Genomic DNA, 12,297 nt, shown 5'->3' with positions numbered 1-12,297 from the left:
TAAAGCATGATTTCCTATATCATTTGGAACGTAAATCCTGAAATCTTCACCATTCCTGAATTCCTCGGCATCGGCCCCTTTCCAGTTCGATGGTATGGATTGATGTTCGCGTCAGCCTTTCTGATCGGGCAACAAATAATGATTCATATTTTCAAAAAAGAAGGAAAGTCTCTGGATGATATTGATGCGCTCACGCTGTATATGGTGATTTCGACCGTTGTTGGAGCCAGAATCGGCCACTTCCTCTTTTACGAACCGGAGGTGCTGTTTAAAAATCCTTTGGAGGTGATTCTTCCACCATATGCAGGTTTGGCAAGTCACGGAGCCATCATAGGAATTGTAACGGGTTTGTGGCTTTATGCCAGATCACGTAAAGGTTCAGGTCAAACATTTTTCTGGGTGGCCGACCGAATGGTCATCGTGATTGCGTTGGGTGGAGCATTTATTCGTTTCGGCAATCTGATGAATTCTGAAATAGTTGGTAAAACAAGCGATGTACCCTGGGCATTTATTTTTATGAAAAACACCGAGTTTATGCAGATTCCCCGGCATCCTGCCCAGCTATATGAGTCTATTTCCTGCCTCGTTTTGACTTTCATATTATTCGCACTTTGGAAAAAATATAAGTCTCAAACTCCCTCGGGACTTTTGGTAGGGATATTCTTTGTCTATGTGTTCACATTACGTTTTTTTTACGAATTCCTGAAAGAGCCGCAGGAAGCATTTGAAGCAAATAATATCCTTTATATGGGTCAAATTCTGAGTATACCTGCTGTCCTTCTTGGCGCATATTTTATTATACAATCCATAAAAAAGACTTCGAACAACCCGCTTTAAACTTACCTAATACATCCTCTGCAGCAGTTTTTTGAGTGCATTACATTTCCACGAACCTTGTAATCTGTTTAAAAATGAAAAATCAAGCCGTATTTTCGATGATGATCGCTGCCACGCTCATGTTGGCCGCTTGTGGTGGAAAAAAGGAGGAGGAAGAGCAAAAAGAGGAACCTAAAACTGCTGCCGACGCGCTGCAAAGCCTGGCCGACAAAGCCAAAAGCATGCAAAACAAGGAGGTCGTTGATCCGGTAGATTTTCGCAAATTAAAAGATCTGTTACCGGCTGAATTGGCAGGATTGCCTCGTACAGAATCTTCAGGAGAAAAAACCGGAGCCATGGGTTTCACTGTATCTACTGCGACGGCCAGATACAGAAAGGAAGGTAACGATTCGTCTGTAAAGGTGGAGATTGTGGATACTGGTGGAATTGCCGGAGTTGCGACGATGGCGCTGGCAGCATGGACTATGGCTGATATCGACAAAGAAACTGACGATGGCTATGAAAAAACCACCAAAGTTGAGGGCCATAAAGCATTTGAGAAATACAACAATAAGAGCCAATCAGGAGAGGTAAATGTTCTTGTGGCAGACAGATTCGTTGTCAACGTGAATGTTGATAACCTCACGGCCGATCAGATGAAAGACCTCGTCGGGGATCTGGATCTCGGCAAACTTGAAGACCTTAAATAAACGAAAAAGGGAGCCGTTCGGGCTCCTTTTTCGTTTCTAAACTGCGCATTAAACTGCTCTTTGTGGAGGTAACTGAGGTAAATGACAAAAAATGATTTTTCTCTTACAAAACCCGTCAAGACTTGACTATCCTGACAAGCATGAACAAACTTTAATACCCAACGGCAAAATCTACCTTGTCTCTCAATAATTGCTTTGCCTTCACCAACTGATTCTTGACCGTATTTTTGGATATCCGTAAAAGTTCGGCTATCTCCTGATACGATTTCCCGTCTTCAATATTCAGCCTTAAAATTTGTTTTCTCTTGATAGACAACGACTCGACTGCTTTCTGAACCAAAACCAGACGACGTTCCTTTTCCTCCTTTTCCTCCTCACCCGACAACTTCATCATCTGATCCATATAATTGGCGCGCATGACCTCATTCTTATCCATTTTTTTGAAATGGTCAAAAGCCATATTGCGCAAGCAAGTGAAGAGATATGAACTGAAGTTCTGGTCGGGTTTGATCTGCTCCCGCCGTATCCAGATTTTCAGAAACAAATCCTGGATCATATTCTCCGCTTCCTCCTCGTCTTTTAACAGCGAGGTGGCAAAACGTAAAGCCGGATTTCTATAATGGTTATACAATTGAGCGAATGCGTTTTCGTCACCCAACGTTACTTTTCGTAATGTAATTTCATCAGGACAGGCCACGGTCGTATACGGTTTATATCAAATTCAATAATTATTAATATTCCCAACCACTCGGATGAGTGAATGCTTCATTTTAACACTGAATACTTATTGACTAATAGTGGTGTGCTTGACAGGCATTCATCTAAAATTAATTCAATCTGAAAAAATGGCATACTCAATAATTTGACAAACTTTCAAATCCTAAGTCGTAGAATTGCAGTACATTATTCTCTTGTAGTGCCTGATATTCTAATTTAAATCTACACAAAGCAGCATAAATCAAGATCGCATCTTGCGTAAAAAGATCTTCATTTTGCGCAAGCTGTAATTAATTAACATGAAGATTATAGTAAATTATCATTAAGTTCATTTACCCTCCTCCTTTTCATTCAAAGACCCGCATGAATTCAGACATTCCCCGAGTTTTTTTACCAAAGGGACCTCTCCACAAAATATGTATTTGCCTCTTTTCCAAGTAGTCCACATACCCCACAGTTGAGTATTATCACAAAAGCAGGTTCACGGAAAAATACTTTTTGTACTTAAAAAATTTCATCCATTTAAGAAGGAATAACAAATGACTCAGGACACCATCCAAAACATCATCGAACGAATCTCCCAGGTCAACATCGCAGTATATGGAGACTTCTGCCTTGACGCATACTGGATTATGGACAATGCTGCCTCTGAGATATCGATTGAAACCGGCCTCTTCACCGAGACCGTGGGACGACATTACTATACCCCCGGGGGAGCAGGAAATGTAGTTGCTAATTTGGCAGCATTAAAACCGGCTTCCATTCGCGCTATTGGCACCATTGGTAATGATATATATGGAAGGGAGCTGTCGGGACAATTAAAATCACTGGGTGCCGATACCGACTGGCTTTTTGTTCAGGCCGAAAATTTTGACACATATACTTATTTAAAAAGACACGAAGACGGACGGGAAAAGCCGCGCGTCGACTTTGGTTCCTATAATAAGCGGACGTTAGAAACTGATTCCAGATTACTCGACGCCATCGAGATAGCACTTATGGAGTGTGATGCGGTGATTTTCAATCAACAGGTGACGGGGAGTATTACGAATGAATCGTTTATATCAAAAGCCAACGAGCTTTTCGCCAGATATCCTGATAAGATCGTTATGCTGGATTCAAGGCATTTCAACGAGCATTTTACCAATGTATACAGGAAAGCCAATGACCGGGAAATTTCGTCTTTGGCCGGCATACCCGTTGCTCCGGGAGAATCAGTTCCTATAAACGACGTGAAGAAATACGGACAAAAAGTCTTTGAACAGACAGGAAAACCCGTATTCGCAACCTGCGGCGACCGGGGAATAATCGCGATTGACCGTTCAGGAATATACGGCGTGCACGGTATTCAGTTAAAGGGCAAGCTGGATACTGTCGGAGCGGGCGATACAACCATCAGCGCTCTAACATTATGCCTGGCGGCTGGTTTGTCCGTGGAAGACGCCGCACGGTTTGGAAATTTTGCAGCCGCCGTAACGGTCCAGAAACTATATACCACGGGCACGGCTTCCGCCGAAGAAATTCTCGCGGTGACTGCCGATCCCGACTATATATACAATGCCGATCTGGCAGTCGATGAACGTGCAGCAACCTATCTTCCCGATACCGAATTTGAAATATGCGATCCGGAAATGCTGGAACGCCTGGGGCATATCAAACATGCAGTTTTTGATCATGACGGCACGATCAGCTCGCTGCGTCAGGGCTGGGAAGAAATCATGGAGCCTGTGATGATGAAATCGATCTTGGGCGATCATTATGAAACTATCGACTCTGCTACCTATAATAAGGTAATGGCGACAGTGAAAGAGTTTATCCAAAAAACGACCGGCATCCAAACCATATATCAGATGGAAGGACTCGTGAAACTGGTTCGTGAGTTTGGCTTTGTACCTGAGCACGAGATTCTCGACAAGTTTCAATACAAAGAGATATACAATGATGGCCTGATGGAAATGGTCAACAAGCGTATGGAAAAGCTGCTTTCCGGTGAATTGGGTCAGGAGGATTATACAATGAAAGGTGCCGTGGCATTTCTGGAAGTGTTAAGGGAGAAAGGCGTGACGATGTATCTCGCGAGCGGAACAGATGTGGATGATGTGCGCAACGAGGCTGAAACGCTCGGATATGCGGACCTTTTCAACGGCGGGATATATGGTGCGCTGCGGGACTATACCAAGTTTTCCAAAAAAATGATCATCGAAAAAATTATTCGTGATAATAACCTCAACGGCAACGAATTGGTGGTCTTCGGCGACGGACCTGATGAAATCCGGGAAGGAAGAAGAGCCGGTGGACTTTCCATTGGTATCACCAGTGATGAGGTTCAACGCTTTGGGCATAATCCTGCGAAACGACCAAGACTCATCAGAGCGGGCGCGCATTTACTGATTCCTGATTTCTCGCAGCACAAAAAATTAATTTCTCTCCTTTTTCAAAAAGACGTTAACTACGCAGATGTATGACATCATGGATCAAGAATGCGCTTTCATTCATCTGCATCGTTTGTGTGTTAGGGGGTTGCCAGAACGACAAGGAACAACCTCATTATGAGGACAAACCGTTTACTCAGGAATATCATACTCCCTATCCGGTTGGCGTAACAGGAGCTGAAAATGTAAAGCAGATATCGGTCGATGGTCAATCAAACGTATGGATAGCAACTGCAGCTGGAGTTTTTAAAAAATCGGCCGCAACGGATCAATGGGTGAGGGTTTTAGAGAAAGAATTGAATGGGCCGGCTTATGCCGTTTTAGAAAGTACTGACAATACCATATGGATTGGAAACTGGAAGGGATTGTTTAAACTTCAAAATAATGTCGCTGTAGAAATTAAAGGCCCGGAAGGCCCGATATCCTTAATATCTCAAACGAAAGACCAGCTTTACGTCTTAGGCCCGAAAGGTTTCTGGATTGGAAACGGTTCTGAATTCCAGAAAATTAAAGTCGCTCTTCCCGGTTCGGTCAGGGATGCACTTCCTGATGGCAAAGGCGGGATATGGATTGCAACCGATGCAGGTTTATTTTTTTGGTCAAAAAACCAGTTTCAGCATTATTACAAAACAAACGAGCTGATCAGTGGATATGCCAAGGGTCTTGCATTCGATCCTGCCGGCCAGCTTTGGGTAGGTGGATTAGGGGGAGTAACGATCCGCGATTCGGTTGAAAGGAAAAAGACCTTGTTACCGAAAAATGGCATTCCTTCGGTTTTTGTATCGAAAGTCAGGAGAGCGCCCGATGGTACGATGTGGGTTGGTAGCCAAACAGGTGTTGTACGATATGGCCCCGGTGGCGGACACTCACTCCTGTTTTCAAGACGGTGGCTATTGGATGACCAGGTTAATGATATTGCTTTTTCGCCCGACGGAACAGCGTGGGTGGCGACTGCGCAGGGAGTTTCTGCTATCAGAAAGCGTGATATGACACTAGCTCAAAAGAATGATTTCTTTTTCGGCGAACTCATGAAACGCCATATCCGGGCTCCATGGATCGCGGGGCAAGCACATCTTGCTGTGGCGGGAGATACTACCACATGGTCGCCGGAAGACGATGACAACGACGGCGAATATACCGGCAATTACCTGGCGATGGAAAGTTTCAGATATGCGGCTACCAAAAATCCGGAAGCAAAAAACAATGCTAAAAAAGCATTCGGCTTCTTGAAATTGTTGAGCGACATTACCGGAAAAAGCGGCTTTTTTGCCCGAACCATCGTTCCTTCTACCTGGACTTCCTTGCATGATACCAATCAGGTATATACTCCTCAGCAATTAGCTGATGAACTGGTAAAAGAGCCCCGTTTTAAACCCGTTGAAGTTCGTTGGCACAAATCAAAAGATGGGAAATGGCTTTGGAAAGGCGACACCAGCAGTGACGAAATGTGTGGGCATATGTTTGGCTATTATTTCTATTACACGCTTGTGGCCGATGCAAACGAAAAGAAAATCATAGCTGCCCATATCGCACGAATTGTCGACCATTTAATGGCCAATCAGTACAATCTGGTGGATGTCGACGGAAAGCATACGCGCTGGTCTGTATGGTCACCCGACAGACTTAACCGTGACCCGGAATGGCTTCCTGATCGCAACCAGAACTCCATGGAACTGCTCGCGTTTCTGAAACTGGCATATCACACAACGGGTAATGCCAAATATGAAAAAGAATATAAGAGGCTCATTGAAAAGGAACATTACCTCCAAAATATGAGCGAAGTGGTCAATCAGAATCCGGCTTGGTTTATCTATTTTGATGTGGTGTTGCAGGCGTATCTCTACCCTATTTTCATGAAATGCGAAAAGGACCCGGAGTTGCTGAAATTTTATAAAAACCATCTGAACAAGTGGTTTGATAAACGCAGAGCGGACCACAATCCATTGATCAACTTCATATACGACTATTCTCTGGACGAAAATCAGGAGCTTCATAATTCCGTCGATTTCCTCGTCAACACACCGCTGGATCTCGTGGATTGGCCAATTGACCATGAAAAAAGAGAAGATATTGAGCTGGTCAGATTTCCGTCTTTGGAAGAAGAACAACTCCGTCAGTTGCAACCGGCAGAGATCAGAATGACCGTTCGTTGGGATAAAAATCCGTGGACAGTTACCGGTGGCAATCCGCATGTGGAGCGCGAACCCGTTTTCTGGCTGCTTCCTTATTGGATGGGAAAATATTTAAAATTGATTGAATAGAATGGTATCCTTCTCAAAGAGGCCAGTATTAGTAACACAAAACCGAAGACAGACACCTGCCCCGAAGTTAAAGAAATGAAGAAATATATTGCCCAATGCTTAATAATCGGCCTGCTCTTTTGCCAGTTTGTTCAGGCTCAGAATAAGGCCATCGTTCAAGAAACGATCATATTTCCTTTACAAAAAGACCACGTCCATGGATCCAGTCTGGTGAATTTGCCCAATGGAGATATGCTCGTCGCCTGGTTTCAGGGAAGTGGCGAACGTACCGCTGACGATGTGCGCATTATGGGTTCCAGACTAAAAAAGGGGGCAAAAATATGGAGTGAGCCTTTTCTGATGGCCGACACACCATATATACCTGATTGTAATCCCGTTTTATTTTTGAATAAATCAGGAAAGCTATTCCTCGTATGGATCGCCGTTCAGGCTAACTTATGGGAGCAATCGATATTGCGCGTCCGGACTTCAGAAAATTTCCTGAACTCAGGTGCACCCGTTTGGAATTGGCAGGACAATATCCTTTTGAAACCTGATGATAACTTTTCTGAAGAAGTTGCACGAAGATTCAAGGAGCTGCCGGAGCATGCGATTGGCTGGGCAGGATATGCGCCAAAATATGACGATATGATCATTGAAGCCAGCAAAGACAAACCCAAAAGAAGCATAGGTTGGATGACAAGAATCAAGCCGACCACGCTGGAATCGGGAAGGATTATACTGCCACTTTATTCCGACGGCTTCAATATGTCGCTCATGGCAATTTCTGACGACGACGGACAGTCGTGGAAACCAAGTCTCCCGGTGGTGGGAAGAGGCCCCATTCAACCTGCAGTTGCCAAAAGGAAAAACGGAAACCTCGTGGCATATATGCGTGACAGTGGCGACGGGCCGACAAGAGTTCATATAAGTGAATCTTCGGATCAGGGTCAAACCTGGACGGCCACAAAAAAACTGGATATCCCCAATACTGCGAGCGTGGAATTATTGACGCTGCAAGATGGAAGATGGGCGTTTTTGGGAAATGATATTGATGACGGACGTTACAAATTGTCGCTATTCATTTCAGACGATGAAGGGAAAACGTGGAAAACCAAAATCCTGATCGAAAACCACAAACCGAGCGAAGGCGGATACTCCTACCCTTCCCTGATTCAAACCAAAGACGGACTACTGCATATGACCTATTCCTACCACCCTCAAAAAGAAAGCAAATCGATTAAGTACGTGGTGGTAGAACTGAAATAGACTTCGGCACCCGACAGTCGGCGGCTCGAATCGATTTGTAATCGTCACGCGTCTGCAACGAGTACCCAGCCGTACAGCAGAAACAATGCGCATTCCGGAAAACGCGCCAATATGAACTTTATAAAAAACCAATTATTAAAAGCTAATCCCTAATCGCTCCCTTTTCATGCGCAGACTCATTTTTTCTTTTCTCATAGCTACTGTTTTCGTTGCCGGAGTACTTTCGTGCAGCAAAAGCCCGACGCAACCGGTTTACAAGGACATCCCGTTTTTACAGGATTTTAGTATCAAATACTATTCAGACACAATGACGCAGCCACTTTCGGGTATTGCTTCTGACCGGAATGGTGTTATTCAGGTACTATCCGCTAACCGTCTTTTACATCCATATGGTGGAAAATTCCTATATCACGGCACCCTCTTGCCCGACAAAACTTACCGTTTTATAACGGACGAAAAGATAAACGCCATTGGAACCTATGAAAACCAGTTGGTATACTTGACTGATTCCGTAGTTTTCAGTAATGCATGGGCAGCCAAATTATACAGTCACCATACGCTCCCGGCTGCAACATTGTTTGAAGGCGGGAAAGATTTCACCTTTCTGATATCCGACGGAAAAACACTTCAATTGAATAAAAACTCGAAAACACTCTGGAGCGGCAGCCTTTCGGGCGAACTCGTCAAAGGGTTGAGATATCAAAAAGAGACTGACCAATTCTGGATTCTTGGAGAAAAGTCGCTTTACAGCCTTACGTCAGGAAAGACGCTTGCCAAAGTTTTGGATGGAGCTAATTTTACCGCATTAGCGCTCGCAGACAATAATAAGAAAATCGTCATTGGCACGACAGACGGGTTTATGGAATATGGTATTGCCGACAAAAAACAGACTGGCACCGTTAACAAAAAGCTGCCAGTAACCAATATCACGTCAGTCGAAGAGATCAAGGGAAAAGTTTGGTTTGGATCCTCAGATGGTGCTTTTGCTTTACGAACCGATGGAAAATTCGACTACTATAACGGCGAACGCTGGATTCCCGGTAACAATATTTTGAGTATTAAAGCGGGACCTGAAAACTCGGTATTGATCCTTTCAACAAAAGGGATAGGGCAAATCAATTTCAAAAGCATGACACTGGCTGATAAGGCCCATTATTATGAAGAACAGGTAAGGCTTCGCCATATTCGGGTCGGCTTTAACTCGTCCTTGGATGGTATGGAAAAAGGCAATATTGCCACCGGCTATCTGTCAGATTCTGATAATGATGGGCTTTGGACTTCCATGTATCTGGGTGGGGAAATATTCCGGTATGCTGTTACCAAAGATTCTGCCGCATTACAAAACTGTCGAGAGTCATTGGATGCAATGGAAAGACTTTACGATATTAATCCTGTCCCGGGGTTTCCCGCGCGTTCGTTTGAAAGAAGCGGACATATCGAAAGCCTGTCTGATGCAGATCGTTGGCAACACTCCCCGGATAAGGAATGGGATTGGAAATCAACCACAAGCAGCGACGAAGTGATCGGACATATCTTTGCCTTCGGAGCAATGGCTGAACTCGTTGATGATGCTGATCTGAAACGCCGATCCATCACGCTCATTGACACGGTAATGTCTCATATTCTGAAAAACGACATGTACCTGATCGACTTCGACGGCAAGCCAACGCTGTGGGGAAAATGGAATCCGAAATATGTTAATTCTTTCCCGCACAACGTGGGTGACCGGAAACTCAATTCGTCGAATATCGTGGCAATGCTGCAAACGGCTTATCATTTTACCAAAAAAGAGAAGTATAAGGAGAAGGCTTTCGAGTTGATGAACAAACATGGATATTTCGAGAACATGATGCGTTCCATGAAAGTAATTGGCCAAGCGCCGGAAAATGCGGACGACCATGCGAAGCATATGTCAGACGGCTGGAACCATTCGGATGATGAAATGTATTTTGTGGGCTATTGGGGACTATACCGATATGCGTTTAATGACACTTTAAAGGCACACTATAAAACCCAGATCATCGACCACTGGGAAGTGGAGCGGCCTGAAAAAGAAGGCGCATGGAATATATTCACTGCCTTGACAGGAACTGATCAATTTGACCTTGACGAGGCGGCATGGTATCTTCGCGAACATCCAATGGACCTGATCGACTGGCAAATCAGGAACAGTCACAGGAAGGATATTGAGTTAATTGAACCGAATTTTAGAAAACAAACTACCAAAGAAGTGCTTCCACCAGACGAACGCCCGATTCAACGACACAATGGAAATATGTTCAATCTGGATCGTAACCGCGGAAACGGAACTTCAGAGCATAGTGCGGGAGACATCTGGATATTACCTTACTGGATGGGCAGGTATCTGGGCGTAATCAGTGCCCCGCAACCGTCTAAATAGAGTTTAAACGCAATGGAGGCAATAGAAAAGCGCAATGGGCGCAAGGAGAAAGATGAGAAGGGAGCAAAGTGTTTATTCACGCCATCATTCGTCGGCCGTGACCCCGGCTCATTCACTTATTCCCTGATTCGCCCATTCAAAATTCTTTCGTTCACCCATTCAAATGATATAAGAAAAAAACCAAAGCGCTCTCTATCCCTACTATTAACTCATTCGCTCATTCTCTCATTCTCTCATTTTTTATTGTCCGCCTGCCACACCACTCCAATCATGAAAGAAAAGCAACTCACACACGACCTAGGCTACCACCACGATCTGGACAACAACGACAACTTTTCGCCAGACGAAAAATGGCTTGTATATGATACCCGCACGGATTCTGGCGGCATTGCAGAGTCGGCGAGAATCGAAAAGGTAAATATTGAAACGAGTGAGGTTAAAATAGTATATGCAATAAAAGAAAATGGTGTTTGGGGTCCTGGTGCTGGTGCCGTGAGTTATCATCCGGTATTAAATCAGGTCATTTTTATTCATGGATTATCAAATTCCACGGCCGAAAATCCATATCAGCAATGGCGAAGAACGGGGGTTATTATAGATGAAAATAAGCCTGAAACTCCAATTTTTATGGACGCACGAGATGTCACCTTCCCTTTTACTCCGGGCGCACTTCGCGGCGGCACGCATAGACATGAATGGAGCGGAGACGGGAACTGGGTTGGATATACGTACAATGACGCCATTTTAAAAGCACTGGAAGATAGCACCGGACAAAAACGAAATCTGAGAACGATTGGCGTTTCAAAAAAAATAAGAAAGGTTGCTGTTGATCAAAACGAGGAAAATATTTCAGGAGAATGGTTCAGTGCGCTGGTGGTTCGCGTAGTTCCTGAACCAACGCCAGGATCCGACGAAATCAGGATGGCGGCAAGCGATAGCTGGGTAGGAACAAACGGATATCAATCAAAAAATAGCTCCAAACAAATTGCAAGGGCATTTTTAGGTACCGTAAAAAATAAGAAAGGTGAAGATGTGAACGAAGTTTTTGTCGTAGATATCCCCGAAGACATTACTGTACCCGGAGAACTGGGACCACTAGAAGGCACAAAAACAGACTTCCCGATGCCTCCGAAAGGAACAGCTCAGCGCAGATTGACCTTCACCGCTGAAACAGAGTTTCCGGGTTGTACAGGCATTGTCAGATCTTCCCCTGATGGTTCAAAACTTACATATCTAGCCAAAGACAAAAACGGTATTCAGCAGGTATTCAGCATCCCCCCTACTGGCGGCTCCCCAGCCCAGTTGACAGCTCATCCATCCGACGTAACTGGCAGTATCCGATGGAATCCTGACGGAAAACGGATCGTATATACCTGGGACGGCAGTCTGGTCGCATGCGAAATCATTGAAAAACCTTTCGAAGGGAGATTTAAAAGATTGACTGAAAAATCATCTACGGCACCGACAAATCCGGTTTGGTCGAAAGATGGAAAGTTGTTAGCATATAATCGGTTGATACCAGGTAAAAATGGTGATGTTGCTACTCAGCAGGTGTTTGTTTTGGAGGTTGGCGATTGAAAATAATTTTTATCAAAATCACAATTGAAATGGGCCGTGAACTAAAATTTCGCGGTCCATTTCAGTTTTATAATTCACATTTCTTTCGATATACCTCTACCCACGCGCCCCTTCAGATATCTTTCTTTTAGATA

At 44.3% G+C, this 12,297-nt stretch carries 8 protein-coding genes; 7 read left to right on the top strand and 1 reads right to left on the bottom strand.

Annotated features, from left to right (window positions below; all coding sequences use genetic code 11):
• Positions 1-6: 6 nt before the first annotated feature.
• Both lgt and AC1XUD_RS20460 read left to right on the top strand, forming a co-directional pair.
• On the top strand, positions 7-837 hold the full coding sequence (gene lgt / locus AC1XUD_RS20465; protein WP_483362884.1) for a prolipoprotein diacylglyceryl transferase: 831 nt from the start codon (positions 7-9) through the stop codon (positions 835-837).
• Positions 838-911: 74 nt separating this feature from the next.
• Complete coding sequence (locus AC1XUD_RS20460) at positions 912-1,526, top strand: hypothetical protein (RefSeq protein WP_483362883.1); 615 nt, start codon at positions 912-914, stop codon at positions 1,524-1,526.
• A 151-nt stretch (positions 1,527-1,677) separates the two neighbouring features.
• Here AC1XUD_RS20460 and AC1XUD_RS20455 read toward each other — a convergent pair whose 3' ends face one another.
• Positions 1,678-2,223 carry an RNA polymerase sigma factor gene (locus AC1XUD_RS20455; RefSeq protein ID WP_483362882.1) on the bottom strand — a complete coding sequence of 182 codons (546 nt, stop codon included), beginning with the start codon at positions 2,221-2,223 and terminating at the stop codon, positions 1,678-1,680.
• A gap of 559 nt (positions 2,224-2,782) precedes the next feature.
• Between AC1XUD_RS20455 and AC1XUD_RS20450 the strand changes: the two genes are divergently transcribed.
• From AC1XUD_RS20450 to AC1XUD_RS20430, 5 genes are all read left to right on the top strand, one after another.
• Positions 2,783-4,708: a PfkB family carbohydrate kinase gene (locus tag AC1XUD_RS20450; RefSeq protein ID WP_483362881.1), complete on the top strand. Its 1,926-nt coding sequence runs from the start codon at positions 2,783-2,785 to the stop codon at positions 4,706-4,708.
• Positions 4,705-6,936, top strand: coding sequence for a ligand-binding sensor domain-containing protein (locus AC1XUD_RS20445; RefSeq protein ID WP_483362880.1), 2,232 nt, complete (start codon positions 4,705-4,707; stop codon positions 6,934-6,936). The genes AC1XUD_RS20450 and AC1XUD_RS20445 overlap by 4 nt, the downstream gene beginning before the upstream one ends.
• A 75-nt stretch (positions 6,937-7,011) precedes the next feature.
• Positions 7,012-8,184, top strand: coding sequence for a sialidase family protein (locus AC1XUD_RS20440; RefSeq protein ID WP_483362879.1), 1,173 nt, complete (start codon positions 7,012-7,014; stop codon positions 8,182-8,184).
• Positions 8,185-8,350: 166 nt separating this feature from the next.
• Positions 8,351-10,585 carry a hypothetical protein gene (locus tag AC1XUD_RS20435; RefSeq protein ID WP_483362878.1) on the top strand — a complete coding sequence of 745 codons (2,235 nt, stop codon included), beginning with the start codon at positions 8,351-8,353 and terminating at the stop codon, positions 10,583-10,585.
• 270 nt (positions 10,586-10,855) lie between these two features.
• Positions 10,856-12,163, top strand: coding sequence for a DUF3748 domain-containing protein (locus AC1XUD_RS20430; protein ID WP_483362877.1), 1,308 nt, complete (start codon positions 10,856-10,858; stop codon positions 12,161-12,163).
• The last annotated feature ends 134 nt before the right edge of the window (positions 12,164-12,297 follow it).

The sequence above is a fragment of the Dyadobacter sp. HNCC25DJ184 genome (assembly GCF_056895215.1).
Note: the sequence above shows the minus strand (reverse complement) of the source record. Positions and strands in the feature narration are given on the sequence as shown.

Coding starts and splice junctions, on each gene's coding strand:
- lgt (WP_483362884.1), top strand. CDS start 7: ATGATTTCCTATATCATTTGGAACGTAAATCCTGAAATCTTCACCATT.
- AC1XUD_RS20460 (WP_483362883.1), top strand. CDS start 912: ATGAAAAATCAAGCCGTATTTTCGATGATGATCGCTGCCACGCTCATG.
- AC1XUD_RS20450 (WP_483362881.1), top strand. CDS start 2,783: ATGACTCAGGACACCATCCAAAACATCATCGAACGAATCTCCCAGGTC.
- AC1XUD_RS20445 (WP_483362880.1), top strand. CDS start 4,705: ATGACATCATGGATCAAGAATGCGCTTTCATTCATCTGCATCGTTTGT.
- AC1XUD_RS20440 (WP_483362879.1), top strand. CDS start 7,012: ATGAAGAAATATATTGCCCAATGCTTAATAATCGGCCTGCTCTTTTGC.
- AC1XUD_RS20435 (WP_483362878.1), top strand. CDS start 8,351: ATGCGCAGACTCATTTTTTCTTTTCTCATAGCTACTGTTTTCGTTGCC.
- AC1XUD_RS20430 (WP_483362877.1), top strand. CDS start 10,856: ATGAAAGAAAAGCAACTCACACACGACCTAGGCTACCACCACGATCTG.